The sequence below is a fragment of the Phyllobacterium sp. K27 genome, assembly GCF_054796155.1.
The window spans coordinates 2,107,157-2,130,128 of the sequence record NZ_CM139240.1 but is presented as its reverse complement, the minus strand read 5'-3'; the positions used below and the strand labels follow the sequence as shown (position 1 = coordinate 2,130,128).

Annotated in this window: 18 protein-coding genes and 1 tRNA gene; 9 read left to right on the top strand and 10 right to left on the bottom strand. The window is 53.7% G+C overall.

The features are described from left to right. The first annotated feature begins 160 nt into the window (after window positions 1-160). From ACYJL1_RS10395 to ACYJL1_RS10380, 4 genes are read left to right on the top strand one after another with little or no spacing between them, the layout of a single operon-like run. A complete protein-coding gene (locus ACYJL1_RS10395) occupies window positions 161-1,033 on the top strand; it encodes a dimethylarginine dimethylaminohydrolase family protein (RefSeq protein ID WP_460895343.1) in 873 nt (290 codons plus the stop codon). Next, window positions 1,030-1,686 (top strand): TetR/AcrR family transcriptional regulator, encoded by a 657-nt coding sequence (locus ACYJL1_RS10390; RefSeq protein ID WP_460895342.1) that lies wholly within the window; start codon window positions 1,030-1,032, stop codon window positions 1,684-1,686. Before ACYJL1_RS10395 ends, ACYJL1_RS10390 begins: the two co-directional genes overlap by 4 nt. After that, window positions 1,686-2,873 carry a pyridoxal phosphate-dependent aminotransferase gene (locus tag ACYJL1_RS10385; protein ID WP_460898004.1) on the top strand — a complete coding sequence of 396 codons (1,188 nt, stop codon included), beginning with the start codon at window positions 1,686-1,688 and terminating at the stop codon, window positions 2,871-2,873. Before ACYJL1_RS10390 ends, ACYJL1_RS10385 begins: the two co-directional genes overlap by 1 nt. Further along, on the top strand, window positions 2,870-4,456 hold the full coding sequence (locus tag ACYJL1_RS10380; RefSeq protein ID WP_460895341.1) for a 5-guanidino-2-oxopentanoate decarboxylase: 1,587 nt from the start codon (window positions 2,870-2,872) through the stop codon (window positions 4,454-4,456). Before ACYJL1_RS10385 ends, ACYJL1_RS10380 begins: the two co-directional genes overlap by 4 nt. A gap of 30 nt (window positions 4,457-4,486) precedes the next feature. Here ACYJL1_RS10380 and ACYJL1_RS10375 read toward each other — a convergent pair whose 3' ends face one another. Then, window positions 4,487-5,911, bottom strand: a complete 1,425-nt coding sequence (locus ACYJL1_RS10375) for an aldehyde dehydrogenase family protein (RefSeq protein WP_460895340.1) — start codon at window positions 5,909-5,911, stop codon at window positions 4,487-4,489. 278 nt (window positions 5,912-6,189) lie between these two features. Between ACYJL1_RS10375 and ACYJL1_RS10370 the strand changes: the two genes are divergently transcribed. Further along, window positions 6,190-7,191 (top strand): ABC transporter substrate-binding protein, encoded by a 1,002-nt coding sequence (locus ACYJL1_RS10370; protein ID WP_460895339.1) that lies wholly within the window; start codon window positions 6,190-6,192, stop codon window positions 7,189-7,191. A gap of 40 nt (window positions 7,192-7,231) precedes the next feature. Here the strand turns inward: ACYJL1_RS10370 and ACYJL1_RS10365 are convergent, their stop codons facing one another. Then, window positions 7,232-9,289: an oxidoreductase gene (locus tag ACYJL1_RS10365; protein WP_460895338.1), complete on the bottom strand. Its 2,058-nt coding sequence runs from the start codon at window positions 9,287-9,289 to the stop codon at window positions 7,232-7,234. A 196-nt stretch (window positions 9,290-9,485) separates the two neighbouring features. Beyond that, window positions 9,486-9,570: transfer RNA gene (locus ACYJL1_RS10360), tRNA-Leu, on the bottom strand. Between the two features lie 228 nt (window positions 9,571-9,798). Between ACYJL1_RS10360 and lipB the strand changes: the two genes are divergently transcribed. After that, complete coding sequence (lipB, locus tag ACYJL1_RS10355) at window positions 9,799-10,518, top strand: lipoyl(octanoyl) transferase LipB (protein WP_460895337.1); 720 nt, start codon at window positions 9,799-9,801, stop codon at window positions 10,516-10,518. A gap of 279 nt (window positions 10,519-10,797) precedes the next feature. Here the strand turns inward: lipB and ACYJL1_RS10350 are convergent, their stop codons facing one another. Beyond that, window positions 10,798-12,810 carry an acetyl-CoA carboxylase biotin carboxylase subunit gene (locus ACYJL1_RS10350; RefSeq protein WP_460895336.1) on the bottom strand — a complete coding sequence of 671 codons (2,013 nt, stop codon included), beginning with the start codon at window positions 12,808-12,810 and terminating at the stop codon, window positions 10,798-10,800. A gap of 62 nt (window positions 12,811-12,872) precedes the next feature. Then, complete coding sequence (locus ACYJL1_RS10345; protein ID WP_460895335.1) at window positions 12,873-13,799, bottom strand: DMT family transporter; 927 nt, start codon at window positions 13,797-13,799, stop codon at window positions 12,873-12,875. Window positions 13,800-13,981: 182 nt separating this feature from the next. Between ACYJL1_RS10345 and ACYJL1_RS10340 the strand changes: the two genes are divergently transcribed. Continuing rightward, on the top strand, window positions 13,982-14,356 hold the full coding sequence (locus ACYJL1_RS10340; protein ID WP_460895334.1) for a helix-turn-helix domain-containing protein: 375 nt from the start codon (window positions 13,982-13,984) through the stop codon (window positions 14,354-14,356). Window positions 14,357-14,480: 124 nt separating this feature from the next. Beyond that, window positions 14,481-16,586, top strand: a complete 2,106-nt coding sequence (parE, locus tag ACYJL1_RS10335; RefSeq protein WP_460895333.1) for a DNA topoisomerase IV subunit B — start codon at window positions 14,481-14,483, stop codon at window positions 16,584-16,586. 55 nt (window positions 16,587-16,641) lie between these two features. Here parE and ACYJL1_RS10330 read toward each other — a convergent pair whose 3' ends face one another. From ACYJL1_RS10330 to yajC, 4 genes are read right to left on the bottom strand one after another with little or no spacing between them, the layout of a single operon-like run. After that, complete coding sequence (locus ACYJL1_RS10330) at window positions 16,642-17,478, bottom strand: phytoene/squalene synthase family protein (protein WP_460895332.1); 837 nt, start codon at window positions 17,476-17,478, stop codon at window positions 16,642-16,644. A gap of 27 nt (window positions 17,479-17,505) precedes the next feature. After that, complete coding sequence (locus ACYJL1_RS10325; protein WP_460895331.1) at window positions 17,506-17,892, bottom strand: Mth938-like domain-containing protein; 387 nt, start codon at window positions 17,890-17,892, stop codon at window positions 17,506-17,508. Between the two features lie 2 nt (window positions 17,893-17,894). Beyond that, window positions 17,895-20,162: a protein translocase subunit SecD gene (gene secD / locus ACYJL1_RS10320; RefSeq protein WP_460895330.1), complete on the bottom strand. Its 2,268-nt coding sequence runs from the start codon at window positions 20,160-20,162 to the stop codon at window positions 17,895-17,897. Window positions 20,163-20,219: 57 nt separating this feature from the next. Further along, window positions 20,220-20,555 (bottom strand): preprotein translocase subunit YajC, encoded by a 336-nt coding sequence (yajC, locus tag ACYJL1_RS10315; protein WP_460895329.1) that lies wholly within the window; start codon window positions 20,553-20,555, stop codon window positions 20,220-20,222. A gap of 158 nt (window positions 20,556-20,713) precedes the next feature. Between yajC and ACYJL1_RS10310 the strand changes: the two genes are divergently transcribed. After that, the gene (locus ACYJL1_RS10310) at window positions 20,714-21,577 is read left to right on the top strand and encodes an ATP-binding protein (RefSeq protein ID WP_460895328.1); all 864 of its coding nucleotides are present in this window, start codon (window positions 20,714-20,716) and stop codon (window positions 21,575-21,577) included. Between the two features lie 54 nt (window positions 21,578-21,631). Here ACYJL1_RS10310 and ACYJL1_RS10305 read toward each other — a convergent pair whose 3' ends face one another. Continuing rightward, window positions 21,632-22,885, bottom strand: a complete 1,254-nt coding sequence (locus ACYJL1_RS10305; protein WP_460895327.1) for a peptidoglycan DD-metalloendopeptidase family protein — start codon at window positions 22,883-22,885, stop codon at window positions 21,632-21,634. Window positions 22,886-22,972 lie beyond the last annotated feature (87 nt).

Sequence of the window (22,972 nt, the reverse complement as noted above, 5' to 3'; positions counted from 1 at the left end):
CAGTCTGTCTTGGTCGTGCAGGATCACTCATGACAATCTCAATTCGCCTCTTTTGTCGGCACAGGTCTAATTTGCCTGAATTAACCGCATCACACCACTTGCGCTCTAATTATGCAAGCGTATAAATACTGGAAGTTACAATTTTTTGAGAGCATTCGGCATGAGCGCATTCGGTTCACAATCCATGGCCCTTCCTCTGAAACGCGTCATCATGCGCCTCCCCGATCGCGTTATGGCCGGTGCTGAACGTGATGTCTGGCACTATGGACCTCAGTTTGATCCACGCAAGGCCTCTGAGCAGCACAGCGTGTTCGCAGATCTGGTTGCAAAGTCGGGCGCCGACATTACCTGGATTCGCGATGGCAATGATGGACTGTCAGATTCCATATTCACACACGATCCATCGCTGGTAACCGACAAGGGCGCAGTTCTTTTACGTATGGGCAAGAGCTTGCGGCTTGATGAAACCGATCTGCACGAGGAAACCTATCGCCAGATGAATGTGCCGGTCCTTGGCCGTATTGAGGCCCCCGGTACTGTGGAAGGCGGCGATTGCGTGTGGGTGGATAGCAAAACGCTGGCAGTCGGGCGCGGCGTTCGCACAAATCAATCAGGCATTGAGCAGCTTGGTTCAATTCTTGAACCTCTTGGTATCACTGTTCTCGGATTCGACCTGCCACTCTGGCACGGTGAAGAAGCCTGTCTACATCTGATGTCAATTATCTCTCCCCTTGCAGAAGATTTGGCATTGGTCCATTTGCCTCTTTTACCGGCCGCTTTCTATCAACTCTTGAAAGAGCGTGGCATTCGTCTCGTTGTAGCCCCCGAAGAAGAGTTCGCGGCCAGCAACGGACTTAACCTCAATGTACTCCCGACCGCTCCTTACGAAGTGATTGCAGTAGCCGGATTCGAGAAAACCAAAGCCGCGATGGAAGCCGCCGGTTGCACCGTTACGACCTTCGACGCTGACGCATTATGCATCGCCTGTGAAGGCGGTCCCACATGCCTCACCAGACCTGTCTGGCGCCAATGAAAACACAAAGCGCCACACGCAAGAGCTTTCGCCGCGAAGGCGAAGACAAGCGCCGCGAGGACCTTATCGCGGCAACACTCGAATGCGTGGCGGAACGTGGACTTGCCGGTGCCACAGTGCGTGAAATCGCATTGCGTGCGGATGTTACCCCAGGCCTGATCCGTTATTATTTCCCGGCCAAAGACGATTTGATCGGGGCCGCTTACAGGGCGGTCATGAGCCGCATGACAGTACAGGCGAGCGATGCGCTAAAGAACGCTGACTCTGATCCTCGGGCCCGTCTTAGTGCATTCGTGACCGCCAATCTTGGCGCGCCAATCATGGACCCATATAATCTTTCGCTCTGGGCGGGTTTTATCGGCCTCGTCCATGCAGACCCTGCAATGGCAGCGGCCCACCGCGATGGCTATCTGGGATTTCGCGACGAGCTGGAAGCACTTATTCGCGACGCCTTGCTCGCCGCCGCCAAGCCTGCTGACGGGCCGGTAACAAGACGATATGCTATTGCTATCAACGCCATCATCGACGGATTATGGCTGGAAGGCTGTTTGGCTGGCGATATTTTTGCCGACGGGGAGTTGGCGGAAACCGGCATTGCCGCTATCGAAGCGGTTCTCGGAATTTCACTTAGCACCAAAGGAGGCGCGAAATGATGCGCTTTGCGTCTGTTACTGATCGTCTGGCCGGGTTGGGCTCTGATAAATGGGCCGTGCATATGCGTGCTCGCGAAATGAAACGAGCCGGTGCCGAGATCATCGAACTGACAATCGGTGAGCCTGACATTCCTACTCCGACCGATATGATGGACGTCGCCGAAAGCGCCATGCGCGCTGGCCGTACCGGCTATTCGAACGGCCGCGGTGAGCCGGCGGTGCTTGCCGAGCTGTCAAAAAAATATACTGCCCGTACAGGTCGGCAGATCGATCCGGATAATATCATGTGCTTTCCCGGCACCCAGACCGCGCTATCGCTGGTTATGCTGGGATTGGCTGAAGAAGGTGATGAAATCATCACCGGCGATCCCCTATACGCGACCTATGACGGCGTTGTACGGGCTACAGGTGCAACCCGCGTTTCAGTGCCCCTCCGCCCCGAAAAAGGCTTTCGTATGCAGGCGGCTGACCTTGAAAAAGTCATAACGCCAAATTCCAAGGTGCTGCTCCTCAACACGCCGCATAATCCGACCGGCGCGGTATTGAGCGAAAACGAAGTGGCCGAGATTGGTGAAGTTTGCCGCAAGCACAATCTCTGGATCGTTTCCGATGAAGTATATGAGTTGCTGATTTTCGACGGCAAGTTTGCGTCGCCCTTGGATAGGCCGGAACTGGCAGACCGAAGCATCGCCGTTGCCTCAATCTCCAAATCGCATGCAGCCCCCGGTTTCCGCAGCGGGTGGTGCGTTGGTCCCAAAGAGTTTACGCAAAAGCTCTTGCCCTTGTCGGAATCGATCCTCTTTGGTGTACAGCCATTCATCGCTGACATGACCGCCTATGCACTCAGCCAGCCCGCTATTGCTGCGGCGACCATGAAATCAAATTTCCTCCGACGCGCTCAAATGATCTCTGAACGCCTTGATGGCGTAGCGGGAATCTCGGCCAAACCACCACAGGCCGGGATGTTCATTCTGGTGAATATTCGCGCAACAGGCCTTTCGGGACAGGATTTTGCCATGCGCTTGCTGGAAGAAGAGCTTGTCGCTGTAATGCCGGGCGAATCTTTCGGTGAAAATCTTTCCGGCTATCTCCGTCTCAGCCTGAGCGTCGCCGAAGACAAGATCGATGCCGCATGCGCCGGTATTGTCCGCCTCGCCTCTCGTTTGCAACAACGGAAATCCGCATGACCACTGTCGGTGAAGCTCTCGTCCAACTGCTGGAATCCTATGATGTTGACACAGTCTTCGGCATTCCGGGCGTTCACACGATAGAACTTTATCGCGGGCTGGCAGGCTCCAAAATCCGCCATATCACCCCGCGCCACGAACAAGGCGCGGGCTTTATGGCCGATGGTTATGCGCGGGCTACCGGGAAGCCGGGAGTAGCATTCGTCATTACTGGACCGGGGATTACTAATACGATCACGGCGATGGGACAGGCACGCGCGGACTCCATTCCGATGCTGGTCATTTCCGGGGTCAACCAGCGCGAGTCACTTGGCAAGGGCATGGGGTTCCTGCATGAATTGCCCAACCAGCGTGCCATGTTGCAAACCGTGGCCATGTTCTCGCATCGCATTGAAAAGCCGGACGAGCTTCCGATTGTTCTCGCCAGAGCTTTTGCTTTGTTCGCATCCCGGCGCCCCGGTCCGGTTCACATCGAAATTCCACTCGATATCATGGCGCTTCCGCTGGACAATGCATCACGTCTGATCTCCGATGCTCCAATTCCTCAGGCATCTACAGAGACAATGGTGGAATTAACCCGCCTATGTCTCAATGCACAGCGTCCAGTGCTGCTTATAGGTGGCGGCGCTAAAGCTGCGGCGGACAGTCTGATAGAACTTTCCGAAAAGCTCGATGCGCCGGTGGTCGCAACCACCAATGCACGCGGCATCATGCACAATCACCCATTGCTTATCCCTGCCAGCCCCAGCCTCAAAGCAGTACGTGAGCTTATCGCCGATAGTGATCTGGTTATCGCGATTGGCACAGAGATGGGCCCGACCGATTATGACATGTATGGCGACGGTGGCTTTCCTGAACTGACACGTTTTGTCCGTATCGATATTGATGCCAGCCAGCTTGATCGCTGGCCAGCGTTCCTGCCAATAGAAGCTTCAGCCAAGGAAACGGTCGAGAAACTGGCAGCTGCATTGCCGGAGCGTCGAAATGCCCAATCCGGCCAAGAACGTGCAAGCAAGGCACGCGAGAGTGCTTGGGCCGACATTGGTGCCCGCACACAGGATCAAGTGCGTTTCTTGAATATATTGCGCGATACATTGCCTAATTCATTGGTCGTGGGTGATTCCACCCAGACCATCTATTCCGGCAATATGTATTACGACCACGACCGCGTGGGCGGCTGGTTTAATGCGGCTACAGGCTTTGGCGCGCTTGGGTTCGGTCCTCCCGCAGCGATTGGTGCTGCATTAGGCAAGCCGGAAACAACGACGATTTGCATTGTCGGCGATGGTGGGTTCCAGTTCGTTCTCGGTGAACTGGGCGCAGCAATCGACGAACACGTCCCTGTCATCTTCATTGTCTGGAACAATCAGGGCTATCAGGAGATTGAGCGGGCAATGGTGGAGGTCAACATTAACCCCGTTGGTGTTCGCCCCTCAGCACCAGACTATATCAAGATCGCCGAAGCCTATGGCCTGCTCTCAAAGCGGCTTGGCAATATCGATGAGCTCCCCCCCGCTTTGTTAACAGCAAAAGCGAGCGGAAAACCCTATCTTATTGAAATTGATGAAAAACTGGTTGGCTAATGGCATAACCGTCAGCCAACCCCGTTCAATTCACGGCCTGTGAATTGTTTTGACTTCCAGAAAGTCCTCAAGGCCGAGTTTTCCGCCCTCGCGTCCATTGCCGGACTGCTTATAGCCACCAAAGGGGCTGCCATAGCGATGCGGGCCACCATTAATGTGCACCATTCCCGCTTTGAGGCGTGATGCAACACGTTCTGCCCGCTTTGCATCACCAGTTTGCACATAGGCAGCGAGGCCATAGGGCGTGTCATTGGCAATCGCGATGGCATCTTCTTCCGTATCAAATGGGATCAACGCCAGAACCGGCCCGAATACTTCTTCCTTGGCGATACGCATATTATTGTTCACATCGGCAAAAATGGTTGGTTTTACAAAATAGCCGGTCTCATATCCCTCCGGTTTGCCAGCGCCGCCAACCAACACGCGGGCGCCTTCTGCAATACCTGCCTCGATCAGACTTTGAACCCGGCCATATTGAACATTGCTGACGAGCGGACCGATGTGATCACCCTCTTCTTCCGGATTGCCAACACGCGCTTGCTTTCCGGTTTCTTCGGCAATCCTGACAACCTTGTCATAGACCGAACGTTGCACAAGCATACGGGTCGGCGCGTCACAAGATTGCCCGCTATTGTTGAAGCACTCAAGCACGCTGCCAGAAACCCGGTCTTCAAGGTCTGCATCCTCGAATACAATGTTGGGAGATTTTCCACCGAGTTCCAGAGTGATACGTTTCACCGTATCGGCAGCATCTTTGCTCACGGCAATACCTGCTCTCGTCGAGCCGGTGAATGACATCATGTCGACGTCCCTGTGCTTTGAAAGCGCAGCACCAACCGATGGCCCATCGCCATTGACGAGGTTGAAAGTTCCCGCTGGAAATCCCGCCTCATGCACCATTTCCGCATAGAGCATTGCGTTGAGCGGCGTGAATTCGCTCGGTTTCAATACGCAGGTGCTGCCAGTCGCCAAAGCAGGGATGACCTTCAGAGCGATTTGATTAACCGGCCAATTCCACGGCGTGATCAGTCCGCAAACACCGATTGGCTCACGCACCAGCAGGTCGCCATTGGGCAAATCTTCACGCATGTGAATACTTTTGAGCGCGTCAATGAATCCCTGAAGATGCCCAATACCAACATCGGCCTGCTGTTGGGTGCTCATTGTAATCGGAGCGCCCAGTTCGAGAGTAATGGTTCGCGCCATCTCGTCATAGCGACGTTTGTAGATTGTCAAAAGTTTCTCAAGCAGTGCCAGCCGCTCGTCCACCGAAGTCTGGCTATAGCTTTCAAAGGCTTTTCTTGCCGCAGCGACCGCGCGGTCGACATCGGCTGCCGTTCCCATCGAAATGACGGCAATCGGCTTTTCCGTTGCTGGATTTAGCACTTCCAGATCATTTGCTTGTAGCGGATCGACCCATTCACCATTGATATAAAACTTACGTTTGTCGAGCATAGATCATCCTCCTGCCGGCTAAGCTTTTGCCCATTCTGACCATCACTCCGACGAAGGCAAGGCCTGCTGTAAGTGAATATAGCTGATGTCGCAGACAATATACGACTTGCCGCATCCAAGCTTCTTGACCGTGTATTGCGGTACTATCCTCGCCCCATGGTTCATTCCTGCATTGAGTACGTGCAATCGCAACCGGGCGCTGCTTACAGCATCGGGTCAATGGCGAATGTCCATAATTTCCAAGCCAAAATTCAAATAAGAAACGAAGGGGTACTTTGATGAAATCACTCTTATTGAGCAGCGTTATGGGATTGGCGCTGCTTGGCGCAATCGGCAATGCATCCGCTGCAGAATGCGGCGATGTTACCATTGCCAGCATGAACTGGCAGTCTGCCGAAGTTCTCGCCAATCTCGACAAGATTATTCTGAACGCTGGCTATGGTTGCAACGCAGAAGTTGTACAAGGCGACACGATTCCCACCCTCACCTCGATGACCGAAAAAGGCCAGCCAGACATTGCGCCCGAAGGTTGGATCGATTTCATGCGGGATATCATGGACAAGGCCGTAGCCGATGGCAAACTGATCTATGCTTCAAAGTCACTATCGGATGGCGGTGTGCAAGGTTGGTGGATTCCAAAATACCTTGCTGATGCCCATCCTGACATCAAGACAATCGATGATGCGCTTAAGCATCCCGAGCTTTTCCCTGCCCCCGAAGACAAGACGAAAGGCGCTGTTTACAACGGACCTCCCGGTTGGGGTGGCACTGTAGCAACCGCTCAGTTTTTCAAGGCGTATGAGGCTGAGAAGAACGGGTTTACGCTTGTTGATACAGGTTCGGCCGCCGGTCTGGATGGCTCGCTGGCCAAAGCATATGAGCGCAAGGAAGGTTGGCTGGGATATTATTGGGAGCCGACAGCTCTCCTTGGCAAGTATCCAATGGTCAAACTGGATCATGGCGTGAAATTTGATGCTGCCGAATGGAAGCGCTGCAACACGGTTGCCGATTGCCCTGATCCGAAGAAAAATGATTGGGAAATCGCCGAAGTGGACACTGTTGTTACCAAAGAGTTCAGTGAAAGCGCCGGACCCATTATGGACTATTTGAAAGCCCGCTCCTGGGACAATAAAACGGTCAATGAGTTGCTCGCCTGGATGACCGACAATCAGGCCACAGGTGAAGATGGTGCGAAGTACTTCCTGAAGAACAACGAGGCTATCTGGACCAAATGGGTCAGCGCCGAGGTTGCGGAAAAGGTTAAAGCCGAGGTTAATTGACCTGGCAATTAAAGGGCAGCGGCTTGATCGCTGCCCATTTTTAAAAACGGATCGCGTATCGCAAGCCATCATAAATTGCCGCATGAATGTTGCGGGCGTGAACAGCGTCCCCAATACGCAGAAGATCGAACTTACCTCCTGAGCGAATCGGAAAAATTGCGCCGCCATTGATGAGCCTGTCATAATCGATCGCGCCGCCATTGCGCGAAAGCGGTTTCAACTCGCGGTAAAGGTCGTCCATGGGCAGGGTGCCATGCTCCACAACCACCTGATCGACCATTCGTTCTTCCCGGTAATCCGGAGCGTAATCCGAGCCTAGTACGGCAATGAGTTGATTGCCGTTGCGCTCGACCGACAATAGTCGGGTGTTGATCGTCACGCGCACACCGTGCTGTTGGAACGCACGCATGTAAGGCACATGATTCATGCCTCCCATTTCTGGCGCAAAAAAGCGCTCCGGGCTGACCAGTTCCAGTTTCGAGCCACCTTGTGCGATGAATTCGGCTGCGCTCATGGCCTGATGCCCGCCATTGTCATCGTAAAGCAGGACATTTTCACCGGGTTTGACAGAGCCAGCCAGAATATCCCAGCTTGACGTGACAAGATCGTCGCCGGCAGCGAGCGGTGGGTTCTGAGGCAGTCCACCCGTGGCGATAACCACTATGTCAGGATCAAGCGTTACAATGTCATTTGCCTCCGCCCATACGTTGTATCGTAGCGGAACACCAAGGCGTTCAAGCTCAGCAAGCCGCCAGTCCACAATGCCGATCATTTCCTTGCGGCGAGGGTTTTTCGATGCGAGCGTCACTTGACCGCCCGCTTGATCTGCCGCCTCCAGAACCTCCACCCTATGACCAGCTTCCGCCGCAACGCGCGCCACCTCAAGTCCCGCAGGACCAGCCCCCACGACGACGACAGACTTGCTCAGATTGGACTTGGAAATTACATGCGGCATTGAAAGCTCGCGGCCAGTCGCCGCGTTATGAATACACAGCGCCTCGCCGCCTTCGTAAATTCGATCAAGACAATAAGTTGCCCCAACACAGGGCCGTATCCGATGCTCTTCACCCGCCATGATTTTGCGTACGATATGCGGGTCCGCAATGTGAGCGCGTGTCATCCCCACCATATCGAGTTTACCTTCCGCAACCGCGTGCCTGGCGGTCGCAACATCAGCAATTCTGGCCGCATGGAACACCGGAAACTTCGTCTCTCTGCGGACTTCGCCGGCAAAGTCGAGATGTGGGGAAGAGCGCATGCCCTGAATGGGTATCACTTCATTCAGGGCCGCATCCGTATCGATATGCCCCCGAATAATGTTCAGAAAATCAAACTTTCCCGATGCTGCAATACGCCGGGCAATCTCCACACCTTCCTGTTTTGAAAGCCCCTGCTCCCAATCCTCATCTGCCACCATGCGGATGCCAACAATGAAATCCGGTCCTAAAGCTTTGCGCACAGCATCAATCACCGCCCATGTGAAACGCAAGCGGTTGTCCAGCGAACCGCCATATTCGTCTTCTCGCCTGTTGGTTGCCGGTGACCAGAAGCCGTCCATGAGATGGCCATATGCTTCAAACTCGATACCATCCAGTCCCGCCGCCTGCATACGTTGCGCAGCAGAAGCATAATCCATGATAATCCGCTCAATATCCCAGTCTTCGGCCTCTTTCGGAAAAGCGCGGTGTGCTGGCTCACGGATTGGCGAAGCGGAGACGACAGGCAGCCAATCGGCCTTGTTCCAACTCGTGCGACGGCCAAGATGCGTCAGCTGTATCATCACGGCAGCACCGTGCTCATGACAATCGTCTGCCAGCTCACGCAACCACGGCACAATCTCATCTTTATAGGCATGCAGATTACCGAACGCGGGTGGCGATTCCCGCGACACAACAGCAGATCCCGCCGTCATTGTCAGCGCAATGCCGCCCTTGGCCTTTTCCGCATGATAAAGCCTGTAACGCCGCTTCGGCATGCCATCTTCGGAATAGGCCGGCTCATGACTGGTCGACATGATACGGTTTTTAAGCCGCAAATGTTTAAGCTGATAGGGTTGCAAAAGCGGATCAACATGTGATGACAATGGATCAGTCCCCATTTATTTGGGTTCATCCTAATCCAGCAATCGACCGATCAGTTTCTCGCTCGCGACCTCTTATGACACGCATCCGCCGTATCTAGGTTGGACTGGCCCAGTAGAAGTGGAGGGCTTTTGAGACCTTACCCCAAAAAGCAATACGGCGCCCGATGGACGCCGTATTATGCTTTAAAAGCAAGTATGTGAAAAAATACTTTGGTGCGGTCGAGAAGACTCGAACTTCCACGTCTTGCGACACAGCGACCTCAACGCTGCGCGTCTACCAATTCCGCCACGACCGCACTGTGGTAGAAGCCGAACATGTCAGCTTGGCGCTAGTAGCAAATAGGTTTCCGGGAAACAAGCCCTATCACGCGATATCTCGGATAGTTTTTCATAAACTTGTCAAAAAGCCGCGCCCATCGCATCCCACTGGAAATTACCTGCGAAAAAGTCCATATGCGCGAGACCCATCCTTGATCTCCCCTCGTGGAGCATGACAGGCAGTCTTAATTGGAATTGTCCACTCTATGAAGTCCAGCCGAGATGAACTCCCTTCCGCTTTTCTGCCGCAAGACGGATCACCGCCGGTGGAGTGGACAGTGGCTGAAGGCCTCACCAATTATGACTTTGCCCTAACCTTCATGGAAGAACGTGTCGCAGCCATCAGAGATGGCACCGCATCTGAGCTGGTTTGGCTTGTGGAGCATCCGCCGCTCTATACGGCAGGCACAAGTGCCAAGGAGACAGACCTGCTTGCGAGTGACCGATTCCCAGTCTACGCAACCGGTCGGGGGGGCGAATATACCTATCATGGCCCCGGTCAGCGCGTGGCCTATGTGATGCTCGACTTGAAACGTCGGCGCGAAGATATCCGCGCCTTCGTTACCGCACTCGAGCAATGGATCATTTCCACTCTCGCTTCTTTCAATGTGAAGGGCGAGCGGCGCGAAGACCGTGTCGGCGTCTGGGTTACCAGACCGGATCGCCCTGCACTGACCGATGGTTCGCCTGCAGAAGACAAAATCGCCGCTATTGGCATTCGGCTGCGTAAATGGGTGAGCTTTCACGGCATCTCCATCAATGTGGAGCCGGAGTTGTCACATTTCGATGGCATCGTTCCTTGTGGCGTACGCGGCCATGGCGTCACCAGCCTTGTCGATCTCGGTCTGCCGGTCGAAATGCATGATCTCGACCGCGCATTGCTTGAATCTTTTGAAGGCGTCTTCGGCCCTATAAAGCGGGCTTAGGAGAACATTCAAATGGAACCAGTTCTGTTTCTCGGATGGCGAGACAATCCATGAGGAAGGTGGCGAGGTCGATGTCTTTCCATCGTCCGAAGCCGCCTGACAACGTGGTTGGCCGCCAGCCGGAAACCCGAAGGGCCGGGTGAATTCGGACCAAATCCATCGGGCTTCAGTCTCGTCCGATGGAAAGGCATCGGCCTCGCCAAATCCCTCGACCTTGTTCACGAATTCCCTCCAGTAGAACGATTCCATTTGGATGTTCTCCGCTCTAGGGTCCGGACCCTAATCAAACTCCATAATAACAGCGTCCACCGCAAGGCTGTCGCCCTGCTTCGCGTTGATGGCGGAAACTGTCAGATCGCGCTCGGCGCGAAGCACATTCTCCATCTTCATGGCTTCAACAATAGCAAGTGTTTCACCCGCCTTAACCTCCTGCCCTTCGCTCACATTTACCGAGACGAGCAAGCCTGGCATCGGGCAAAGCAGAAGTTTGGACGTATCCGGCGGTATCTTGACTGGCATCAGTTTTTCCAGCGCTGCGACGTGCTTTTGCATGGGATGCGCAACCACTGACAAACCTTTCCAGTCAATCCGCATACCGTTGGCAACCGGACGCAACTGCGCCTTCACCGGGCGCTCGTCCACATAACCGTCCCAGACAGCCTCCCCCGGACGCCAATCACTGCGAACAGGAATAAAGTCGCCATTTCGCAAGGAGAATTCGAACTTGACGGGAGGTTTTACTGCGCTGCTGCGAATAATGACTGGCACGTAATCATCGCCGATCCGCACTTCCCATTCGGCATGAATCTGTCCCGAATGCGGGCGAAGACGATCGCCAAGACGGTCAAGCCGCTCTTTCCTTACCAATTCAGCAGAAAGTGCAATCGAAGCGAGAATATTGAGGTCGTCTGACGTCGGCGATATCGGTTGGAACCCATCGGGGAATTCTTCGGCGATGAAAGCAGTAGAAAGTCTGCCTTCCCGCCAGCGGGGGTGTTGCATCAGGGCTGCAAGAAACGGAATATTATGTTCAATGCCGTCAACAACAAAGTTGTCGAGCGCATCTGCCATCGCATCCACGGCTTCCAGCCGTGTCGGCGCCCAGGTGCAAAGCTTTGCCACCATGGGATCGTAGAACATCGAAATTTCTGAACCTTCCGTCACGCCGGTATCATTGCGGATGATTGCTTTGCCTACAGGACCTTCGAGCGGAGGGCGATACCGTGTCAAACGTCCGATTGACGGCAGGAAATTACGATAGGGATCTTCTGCATAAAGACGGCTCTCGACAGCCCAGCCATTGAGCTTCACGTCGCTCTGCTTGATCGCAAGTTTCTCTCCCGCAGCAATGCGGATCATCTGTTCAACCAGATCAATGCCGGTAATGAGTTCGGTTACGGGATGCTCCACCTGCAAGCGCGTGTTCATCTCAAGAAAGTAGAAATTGCGATCCTTATCGACGATAAACTCAACAGTCCCGGCGCTCTGATAATCAACTGCCTTGGACAGGGCGACAGCCTGTTCGCCCATAGCTTTGCGGGTTGCCTCATCCAGAAATGGTGATGGGGCTTCCTCAACAACCTTCTGGTTGCGGCGCTGAACGGAACATTCACGTTCGCCAAGATAGATGCAATTGCCAAAGCTGTCGGCCAGAACCTGAATTTCAATGTGCCGAGGATCAACAATGAACTTTTCGATGAAAATGCGATCGTCGCCGAAGGAATTGCGCGCTTCTGAAGTGGCGCGCTCAAAGCCGTCGCGCACTTCAGCTTCATTCCAAGCTATGCGCATACCCTTGCCACCGCCGCCAGCGGATGCCTTGATCATGACAGGATAGCCGATTTCGCCGGCAATCCGTTCCGCATGTGCGACGTCGACAATTACATCGGGCGAACCGGGTACTGTGCTGACCTTTGCTTCATTGGCAAACTTCTTCGATTCGATCTTGTCGCCCATTGCGATGATCGCGCGTGGTTTCGGGCCAATGAATATGATGCCCTGCTTTTCCAGTTCTTCGCAAAAGGAAGCACGTTCAGATAAAAACCCGTAACCGGGATGGACAGCTTCAGCACCCGTCTCCTTGCAGGCTGCGATGATCTTTTCGGCAACCAAATAGCTTTCGGAGGCAGCAGCCGGCCCGATATGCACGGCCTCATCAGCCATCTCGACATGCACGGCATCGCGGTCAGCATCGGAATAGACCGCTACTGTTGCAATGCCCATCTTGCGTGCCGATTTGATAACGCGGCACGCAATCTCACCACGATTGGCAATCAGAATTTTTTTAAACACTTAGACCTCCCAACAGATCTTTGTTTCTATTGTGAAAAACAACTTTGCTCAACCGCTGCCTATCAATTGTATGCGGGTTTCCGGACTGTGCGTATTTTCCCCTCGCGCCAGATCAGATAAGCACCCGACGCAATGATTATGATGATCCCGACCCATTTTGATGGCGTTGGAAAATCATTGAAAACCAAAAGTCCGATGAGAACAGCCATGACAATTTCAAGATATTGAAACGGCGCCAGCAGTGAGGCCGGTGCAAGCCGCGAGGCTTGCGTGATCAACAGGTGCCCGATTGTCGCTATCAACCCCATCATGAACAGCAGAAACCACGACATGGCATTGCCGGGCATGGCGAATGTCATGTCCTGAACGCCGAAAAGTGCGGCTGGAATGAGGGCAAGCATAACGGTAATCGTTCCACCCACCCCAGCATAAAGCTGCATCACAAGTGGCGTGTCCACGGTACCGTAGCGCCGGTTCAGAATGAGATAGATCGCGAAGACAGCGGCCGTACCAAGCGGCAGCAGCGATACCCAGCCGAATAACGCCCAGCTTGGCTGTATCACAATCAATGTACCGATGAAGCCGATGGCCACGGCGATCCGGCGTCGCCAACCAACCTGCTCTTTCAAAATGAGCGCCGACAGAACGGTCAACATCAGCGGTTCTACGAAAAACACAGCCATGGCATCGGCAAGCGACATGTATTTCACAGCCGCATAAAAGCACAGGCTGCCGACGCCCATGAGGAAGCCTCGAAACAGGTTTCCCCATAGCTTGACTGGCTTCAGCGATTTGAATCCCGTCATGGGGATGATAATAATAATCGTCAAAATGGTTTGGACGACAAACCTGAAAAGTGTGGCCGTTGCCGGGGGCAAGCTATCAAAGACCGAAAGCCACTTGGCGATAGCGTCCATCATAGGCAGGAGGAACATGGCAACAGCCATTGCAGAAACGCCCCGCACCTGTTGTGAGGTCGTATTTTCCATCGCCGTAACCTTTCTGATGAAAGCCTGCTGGTAGGAATTTTGGCATATCTGCTCCGCCAGAAAAAGCAATCTCGCCGTGCAAACAATCGTGCGAAATAGCTGCGAAATTTGACTTTTGGAGCTGTAGATGGTGCAACAAGCCCTCCCAGGATCGAAAAAACAAGAAAAACCGGAGAATCTCCATGAATTTTCGCTCAAACATCATGACTGAAACACCCGACATGGACACTATGGGCGGACGACTGCTGCGCGCTCGCGATGCCAAATCCATGAGCGTTTCGCAAGTTGCCGAGCGTATTGGTGTAAAGACCCAGACAATCCTGGCATGGGAATCAGACCGGTCAGAGCCGCGCGCCAACAGATTGGTCATGCTGGCCGGTTTTCTTGGTGTGACGCCGACATGGTTGATGCATGGAATTGGTCAGGCACCTATGGACACCGCCGAAGATGCAGCCACCATCAATACCGAAATCCGCATACTCAAGAATTATCATGAAAAGCTCGGCAGTCGAATTACCCAGCTGGAAGATCGCATCGCAGCGCTTGAAGCCGCTTAAAATATGGGGATTCACTGTTATCTTTGACGGTGAGCCTTGGAACATATGGCGAACGAGCATCGCGTTTGAATCCGAACCATGCAAAGATCACAAGTGATTCGAAACCATAAAATACTGGCCTGCCATGGATGATACTAACGACCTATTTTCAGCAATCGTGAAAACTGCTCGCGAGCGGCAAGAAGCAGCAGCACCGGCCAAGAAACCCGAAATACCTTCACAGGTTGCGGTGGCTCCCGCCGTTGCGCCTGTCCAGTCAGCTGCGGCTCGAGCACCTGCGCGCGCTGTTCCGGAAACGAGCGGTAACTATAATGCGTCTGACATTGAGGTGCTCGAAGGTCTGGAACCAGTTCGCCGCCGCCCCGGCATGTATATTGGCGGTACGGATGAGCGCGCGCTGCACCACCTTTTTGCTGAAGTCATTGATAATTCGATGGACGAGGCCGTTGCCGGACATGCCAATTTCATTGACATCGATCTCGACGAAAATGGCTATCTGTCAGTAACGGATAATGGCCGCGGCATCCCGGTTGATGCTCACCCGAAATTCAAGGATAAATCCGCACTCGAAGTTATCATGACGACGTTGCACGCAGGCGGTAAGTTTGATTCCAAAGTGTATGAAACATCCGGCGGCCTGCATGGTGTTGGCGTATCGGTGGTCAACGCGCTTTCCGATCATCTTGAAGTGGAAGTCGCGCGTAACCGCCGTCTTTATCGCCAGCGTTTTTCGCGCGGCATAGCGCTTGGCCCGCTTGAAGAAGTGGGCGAGGTGCAGAACCGGCGTGGCACACGTATAACGTTCCACCCGGATGCGGAAATTTTTGGTCAGGAGGCGAAATTCGACCCAGCGCGACTCTACAAGATGGCGCGGTCTAAAGCCTATTTGTTCGGCGGCGTTGAGATTCGTTGGAATTGCGCCCCCTCGCTGCTTGATCCCAAAGACCCGACACCCGACAAGGCAGTTTTCCATTTCCCCGGCGGGCTGAAAGAATATCTGGCCGCCTCGCTCGGCAAGGATTTTCAGGTCACCCGTGAGGTGTTTGCCGGAAAGACTGAAAAGTCAGGTGGGCATGGCTCGATGGAATGGGCCGTCGCCTGGTATGGCGGCGATGGCTTCGTCAATTCTTATTGCAACACCATTCCGACCGGCGAAGGCGGAACACATGAGGCAGGACTGCGCATCGCCCTCACCCGTGGTTTGAAAGCCTATGCGGAACTGACAAACAACAAGCGTGCATCGATTATCACCACCGATGATGTGATGATTTCATCTGCCGCCATGCTTTCAGTCTTTATTCGCGAACCTGAATTCGTCGGCCAGACCAAAGACAAGCTTGCCACGGTCGAAGCGCAACGCCTTGTCGAAAACGCTATCCGCGACCCATTTGACCATTGGCTTGCCGCATCGCCGCAGGAAGCATCCAAATTGCTCGATTGGGTGGTGGATCGCGCGGAAGAGCGGGTGAAGCGCCGTCAGGAAAAAGAGGTCAACCGAAAATCAGCAGTGAAAAAACTGCGGTTGCCGGGCAAGCTGGCAGATTGTAGCCAGAGTGGGGCGTTAGGGGCAGAACTCTTTATCGTTGAGGGTGATTCCGCTGGTGGTTCGGCAAAGCAGGCACGTGATCGTGCAACACAGGCCGTCTTGCCTTTACGCGGTAAGATTCTGAACGTTGTCAGCGCCGGCCGCGAAAAAATGACAGCCAATCAGCAGATTGGTGATCTCATTCAGGCGCTTGGCTGCGGCACGCGGTCAAAATATCGGGATGAAGATTTGCGTTATGATCGTATCATCATCATGACGGATGCTGACGTTGATGGTGCCCACATCGCATCATTGTTGATCACATTCTTCTATCAGGAAATGCCCGATCTTATCCGTAACGGCCATCTGTTCCTTGGTGTCCCGCCGCTTTATCGGATCGCTCAAGGCGGAACAGTGGCTTATGCGCGCAACGATGCTCATAAGGATGAGTTGATGAAAACGCTTTTCACGGGACGGGGAAAGATCGAAATCGGCCGGTTCAAGGGGCTCGGCGAAATGCGTGCCGATCAGCTGAAAGAAACGACGATGGATCGCAAGAAGCGTACTTTGCTTCGTGTTCAGATCGATGAGGAGTGGGCCAACGAAACGCGCCTGGCAGTCGATGATCTGATGGGAACACGCCCCGACGCGCGCTTCCGCTTTATTCAGGATCGCGCTGCCTTTGTGGAAGAGCTGGATATTTAAAGCAAGGTGGCATAATCCCTCATGCGTGGTTCTGCAGCCAAGTTGAATAGTAAATCTAACCTGTCAACGCTCTGAACGCCGTCCATTGGCGGCGGAGTGGTGAAATCTCGGCTATCTCTTTGGAAGCATCAAAACCCTTCGTTTTTAGCTGCTTCAGATAGGCAGGCGTCAACCAAGCAGGTAGATAGGCGGGGTGCAACGATTTTGGCATCCCTTTAGAGCCTGCCTGAAACTTCGCGAAATGGTCCTCAGCCAGCGCAATCATTGCCGTAACAGCGCGCTTTATTGCTTCTGCATCATTGCCATCGAGCAAGGCTTTCGGGGTACACCCCACAGCGGCCAAGACATCCGCCGGAATATAGACCTGTCCACGGCGCCGGTGCAGCGGCAGACTCCGCAAAAGCCCGGTAACAGCTTGAGCAACACCAGCATGTCCGGCCAGATCCGCCTGACCAGCCGCCTGCTCTGCATCAAGGATCAACGAAGCAAGTTGGATCATGGCCGAGGCAGTTTCCCCGCAATAACCTTCAAGATCATTGCGGCTTGGCATGGGATCATCGTAAAAATCGAAAATCCGCGCTTCGCAATAATTATCAAAAGCTGCGTGAGGCAGATTATGGGTTTCGATTGCTTCCAAAAGTGCGGCGGCTACTGGATTGCCCGCTGCTGCCCCATGCTCTGTGCCGCCGATTAAATCGCGCCACCACTGCAACCGGACTTCGCCAGGCAGGGGATCGTGGATCAAATCGCGAATGCGGGCGACTTCAACATTGAATGCATAAAGTGCCGCCAAGGCGCCGCGGCGGGATTCGGGAGCATATAGGACTGACAGATAGCGATCAGGATCGGCGTCCCGCAGCAATTGCATGCAGTGAGTTTCGTTGACATTCATGGCGTGAGATATAACGGGACCGAAAAATTAATCCACCGCAAACAACGCCGCAGCCACGGCGCGATTTTCAGCCAATAGCACATTATAGGTGCGAACTGCCGCGCCGGTGCTCATGGGATCGGAGGATATACGGTGTTTGCGTAAAACCTCCCGCAATTCTTCTGGTAAACGGCGCAACTCCGTGCCCGTGCCAACCAGAAGGATTTCAATTTCTGCTGATTGTTCGAGAACAAGTGCCAAATCAGCAGCAGACGGTATTGGCGTCTTTGGCTCCCAGCCATGGATTCCTGAAGGAAGGCACAAAATTGAACCACGATGCGACATATCCGCAAAGCGAAAGCCGCCATTGCCATACGCATCAATTGGCGCGCGTCCTGGAAAATGCGCATCGCGAATCTCGATACCTTTTGCCACGCTTAAACCCTGCTTTCGTCGGAAATCGGTGCAGGATGCTCCTCCATCGCACGATGCCCTTTCAGGCCAAACAACATCAAGAGCGGGCCAGCAACAAAGATAGACGAGTATGTTGCAACAATAATACCCACTCCTATGGTCAATGCGAAAGAACGCACATCATCACCGCCATAGAGGTAAAGAACGACGAGAGCGAGGAAGGTCGCCAACGACGTTAGAATCGTACGCGATAGCGTCTGATTGATCGATGCATCCAATAGGTCGGAGAGTAAGACTTTATTACCATATTTGCGCAGATTCTCGCGCACCCGGTCATAGATCACCACCGTATCGTTCAAGGAATAGCCGACAATCGCCAGCAAGGCTGCGATGCTCCAGAGATTGAACTCCATCCTGAATACGATGAATATACCAAGCAGCACCAGCACATCGTGGATTGTTGCGAGAATTGCGCCAAGAGCAAAGTGCCACTCAAACCGGAACCAGACATAGGCAAAGATCAATGCGAGACAGAGCACAACAGCTAGCACGCCAGCCTGAGACAGTTCACTGGATACAGAGGGCCCGATGACGTCTACCCGCGGAAGATTATACTCGTCCTGAAACTCGCCGCGAATTTTAACACCAACGGTCTGTTCTGCATCTTCCCCCTCGCCCTGACTTCCAACTGTTATCAACGCTCTGTCGTCGGATTTGAAGCGTTCAATCTTCACGTCGCCTATATTGAGTTCGTCAAGACGGCTGTAGACATCATCAAGATCAATGGCGCCTTCCGATGAATGCATTTCAACCATCGTTCCGCCCTTGAAATCGATACCGAAATTCATGCCAACCATCACGAACAGCAGAACTGCAACCACGCTTGATAGTGCTGAAAAGCTCAGCGTTATTCCACGTAGCTTCATGAAGCCCATCTTTGTATTGTATGGAACCAGCTTGAGCAAAGCGCGAGGCACTTCTTTCGGCTTGGAGCGTTGAACCCAAACCGAAACCAGCAGCCGCGTCAGCGTGAATGTCGTGAATAACGTCGTTACAATGCCGATTGTCACAGTGAGCGCAAATCCATGCACAGGACCGCTGCCAAGTGTGAAGAGCACCAGAGCCGCAATCAATGTTGTGACATTGGCGTCAACAATAGTTGCAAGCGCTCGGGCAAATCCGGAATCAATCGCCTGTATGACCGAGAAACCCGCCCGTCTGTCCTCGCGAATGCGCTCATAAATCAGCACATTGGAGTCGACAGCCATGCCGATGGTGAGAACGATACCGGCAACGCCAGCAAGGGTCAGCGGCGCGCCGAACAATGTCAGCACAGCCAGAATGAGAACGACATTCACTACCAGCGCAATACTGGCGATCACCCCAAGCAATCCATAGGTCAAAATCATGAAGAGGATAACCAGTACCGCCCCAATGAGTGCGGCAATTTTGCCGGATGAGACAGATGCAGCACCAAGGTCAGTACCCACTGTCCGCTCTTCAATGACAGTCACACTGGCAGGCAAAGCGCCAGCACGCATGACAAGTGCCAGATTGCTGGCGCCGGAAAGATCGAAATTGCCGGCTATTTGCCCCATATTGCCTGGTATGGCTTCCTGGATAACAGGAGCAGAGAGAACCTGATCGTCGAGAACGATGGCAAATGACTGCCCGATTCCGGCTGTCGTGGCCTTGGAGAAGCGATCCGCACCCACACTGTCCAGATGGAATGTAATCACTGGCTGTTGCGTGGCGGTATCGATGCCTGCTTGCGCATCGACAAAATTCTGGTTGGTAACAAGTGGTTCTTTCTTGACGAGGTAAGCAACGGGCGGATCGTCAAAAGAATAGACCACCTCATCGTCTTCTGGCGGCGTACCATCGATTGCCTCTTGCACAGGCATCGACGTATCTACCATACGAAAGCTTAACTCGCCCGTGATGCTCAAAATGTCCTTGAGCAGTTGCGAATCGTAAAGCCCCGGCACCTCGATCAGCACCCGGCCATTCCGTTCAGTTACAACATGCGGGTTCGAGTAGCCAAGCTCGTTTAGGCGCCGTGTAAGAACGGCAACAGTCGCATTCGTATCAGGCAGATGTTCTTTATCCACCTGCAGGCGCATGCGTGAGCCGCCTTCAAGATCGAGCCCCAGCGCGAGTTGCTTCTTGGGCAACCAGTCCGGCAGACTGTCCAGCTGATTTTGCGTAAAGGCATTGGGAAGCGAAAGTATTAGTCCGGCAAGGACCACAGCCCAGATGAGAACAGTCTTCCAGCGGCTAAAGTAAAGCATACGGTCGCAACCTCAAGAATCAGAAGGGCGGCTCCAGGGCCGCCCGTCACTTAAGCTTTATTTCTTGTTGTCGGCAACCGGTTCGCCCTTGACGCGAACGTCTGCAACCATGCCGCGAAGGACACGGGCCTTTACGCCATCGCCGATTTCAACATCAAGTTCGCCAGTGTCTTCGTAAACTTTCGTGACCTTGGCAATAAAACCACCGCCGGTGATGATTGTGTCGCCGCGACGAATACTCTTCAGCTGCTCTTCACGCTTCTTCGCGGCGGTACGCTGCGGGCGAATGATCAGAAAATACATGATCACGAAGATCAGAATGAACGGCAGGATGCTCATCAGCATTTCCGGTGCGCCACCAGCAGCCTGTGCATATGCGGGAGTTACGAACATAGGACCTCCAGATAGATCAAATTTGAAACAGTCAGAACCAGCGCAATACAATGTTTAAGCTGGCAAAAGCAACAGTACAAAACCAACGAGGCTGCTTTTCCATTATCGGTCAACATGATAGTGACGACGGGCTGACGAAAACAAGGACCCTGATCGGTATGACGGAAGAACTGCTGAGCGAAAAACTTGACCGCTTGATTGCTGTACTTGAGCGCATGGCGCCGCCTGCTCCGCAACCAATCAATTTGGAAGTTTCCGACTGTTTTGTATGGAACCCTGCCCGCCTCGGTTTCGATCCTGTCAGCAAGGTCAATCGCGTTGATATCTCTCTGATCCGCGGTGTCGACACAGTTCGCGATATTCTCTTTGATAATACCAAACGGTTTGCCGACGGTATGCAGGCCAATAATGTCCTGCTGTGGGGTGCGCGTGGCATGGGCAAGTCCTCGCTAGTGAAAGCCGTGCATGCTTCGGTTAATGCTGATACTCCCGTCGCCGCTCACCCGCTCAAGCTGATCGAAATCCACCGCGAAGACATTGACAGCCTGCCGGCATTGATGAGCCTCATCAAGAACACGCCCTACCTGTTCATTCTTTTTTGCGACGATCTTTCTTTCGACCATGATGATACGTCGTACAAATCATTGAAAGCTGCGCTTGAAGGCGGCGTCGAGGGCCGCCCGGACAATGTAATCTTTTACGCGACATCGAACCGCCGCCACCTACTGCCACGCGATATGATCGAGAATGAGCGTTCGACGGCCATCAATCCATCTGAAGCGGTGGAGGAGAAGGTTTCGCTATCGGATCGCTTTGGTCTATGGCTTGGATTTCATAAATGCAGCCAGGATGATTATCTGGCAATGATCGACGGCTATGCCGCACATTTCGATCTTGTCATGGAAAAAGACCAGCTTCATGCGCAGGCACTGGAGTGGTCCACCACACGTGGAGCGCGCTCCGGCCGCGTTGCCTGGCAGTTCATACAGGATTTGGCCGGACGCCTCGGCAAGAAGCTCTAAACGAAAAAACCCGCATCCTTCGACGCGGGCTTTTTCGATGAACCAATGGAACAATTATAGTTCGAGGTATTTTGTTGGATCGACTGGGGTTGAGTTCTTTCGAACCTCAAAGTGCAGCTTTGGCGTTGTCGCATTGCCGGTCATGCCTGACGAACCCAGCTCTTCGCCACGCTTGACCTTCTGGCCACGCTGAACATTCAGCTTGCTTGCATTACCGTAGACAGTAACCAGACCATTATCATGGCGGACCAGTACCGTATTGCCGAATTCCTTCAAGCCGTCGCCGGAATAGATCACAACACCGCTCTCAGCGGCCTTAATGGGTGTGCCTTCCGGAACCGAAATGTCGATACCATCGCTGCCTTTCCCGTAATTGGCAACGATACGGCCACGCACAGGCCAGCGCAATTGCGTTGCACCCGCAGCGGAGGGCGCGGATGCAACCTGCTTCTCGGCTTCACCGGCGGTCTTATCACTCGCTTGTGGCGGGGTATAAGGCTTGGCTTCCGATCCGGCGGCAGCAGCAGCCGGTGCGACTTGAGCAGGTGCGCTCGCAACAACCTTGGGCTGCTCAACGGGCGGCGTAGCGGCCGTCTTTACCTGATCTGTGCCGCCCTTGGGTTTCATCGTATTGGCAACATTTTGGGCCAGCGATGAATTGGATGGCGGAATGATCAGCGACTGTCCAAGACGAACCGTCGCGTCCTGCATGTTGTTGGCCTGTTTGATCGCATCGATATTCGCGCCGGTCTTGCGCGAAATAGCATGTAGCGTATCACCGGACTGAACCTTGTAGGTGCCGCTTGCCACTGAGGTCGCGATGGGTTTTGCTGCAACCTGGGCGGATGTAGTGGCCGCAGGCATTGTGGCTTCACGTCCATCTGGAGTCTTCAGCGTTGCCGATCCTGCCGGTGCCGTCCGCATGGGCGCTGCCATAGCAACCTGCTCTTGACGCATTGGCGTATTGTTTGCAACGGGAGCAAGTGCCGGGCGTGAAGGCTGCGATGAAACCGGCGGCAACGACGAAGCGCTTTGGCTGCCAACTGGCGGGAGGCTACCGCGCTGAACACCGCCCGATGCCGGTGCACTATTGACCGAGGCAGTGTAGGTTGAATCGACCGGCGTCACAGAACCATTATTCTGGGTCTGCATCACTGTTCTCTGGTTATCACTGTAACCAGAGCTGAAATCTGCACTGGAGAAACGTGACACTCCGGAGCTGCAACCAGCAGCAATGCCGGCAACTGTGAGAATGGCGGCATTGACAGCCAACCGCCGTGACGCTTTGTCTAGTGTACTCAAACGCATCGCTTAATCCCGCCCGTACTCATACAAGAATATTAGACGCATTAGATCGCGTTAATGTTACCCGACCGTTAAAACTTTCAAAAATTT

What these genes read in the sequence shown, in the direction of transcription:
- ACYJL1_RS10370 (WP_460895339.1), top strand. Translation starts at nt 6,190, where the DNA reads ATGAAATCACTCTTATTGAGCAGCGTTATGGGATTGGCGCTGCTTGGC.
- ACYJL1_RS10340 (WP_460895334.1), top strand. Translation starts at nt 13,982, where the DNA reads ATGAATTTTCGCTCAAACATCATGACTGAAACACCCGACATGGACACT.
- ACYJL1_RS10365 (WP_460895338.1), bottom strand. Translation starts at nt 9,289, where the DNA reads ATGGGGACTGATCCATTGTCATCACATGTTGATCCGCTTTTGCAACCC.
- ACYJL1_RS10330 (WP_460895332.1), bottom strand. Translation starts at nt 17,478, where the DNA reads ATGAATGTCAACGAAACTCACTGCATGCAATTGCTGCGGGACGCCGAT.
- lipB (WP_460895337.1), top strand. Translation starts at nt 9,799, where the DNA reads ATGAAGTCCAGCCGAGATGAACTCCCTTCCGCTTTTCTGCCGCAAGAC.
- parE (WP_460895333.1), top strand. Translation starts at nt 14,481, where the DNA reads ATGGATGATACTAACGACCTATTTTCAGCAATCGTGAAAACTGCTCGC.
- ACYJL1_RS10390 (WP_460895342.1), top strand. Translation starts at nt 1,030, where the DNA reads ATGAAAACACAAAGCGCCACACGCAAGAGCTTTCGCCGCGAAGGCGAA.
- ACYJL1_RS10385 (WP_460898004.1), top strand. Translation starts at nt 1,686, where the DNA reads ATGCGCTTTGCGTCTGTTACTGATCGTCTGGCCGGGTTGGGCTCTGAT.
- ACYJL1_RS10310 (WP_460895328.1), top strand. Translation starts at nt 20,714, where the DNA reads ATGACGGAAGAACTGCTGAGCGAAAAACTTGACCGCTTGATTGCTGTA.
- secD (WP_460895330.1), bottom strand. Translation starts at nt 20,162, where the DNA reads ATGCTTTACTTTAGCCGCTGGAAGACTGTTCTCATCTGGGCTGTGGTC.
- ACYJL1_RS10395 (WP_460895343.1), top strand. Translation starts at nt 161, where the DNA reads ATGAGCGCATTCGGTTCACAATCCATGGCCCTTCCTCTGAAACGCGTC.
- ACYJL1_RS10375 (WP_460895340.1), bottom strand. Translation starts at nt 5,911, where the DNA reads ATGCTCGACAAACGTAAGTTTTATATCAATGGTGAATGGGTCGATCCG.
- ACYJL1_RS10345 (WP_460895335.1), bottom strand. Translation starts at nt 13,799, where the DNA reads ATGGAAAATACGACCTCACAACAGGTGCGGGGCGTTTCTGCAATGGCT.
- ACYJL1_RS10305 (WP_460895327.1), bottom strand. Translation starts at nt 22,885, where the DNA reads ATGCGTTTGAGTACACTAGACAAAGCGTCACGGCGGTTGGCTGTCAAT.
- ACYJL1_RS10380 (WP_460895341.1), top strand. Translation starts at nt 2,870, where the DNA reads ATGACCACTGTCGGTGAAGCTCTCGTCCAACTGCTGGAATCCTATGAT.
- yajC (WP_460895329.1), bottom strand. Translation starts at nt 20,555, where the DNA reads ATGTTCGTAACTCCCGCATATGCACAGGCTGCTGGTGGCGCACCGGAA.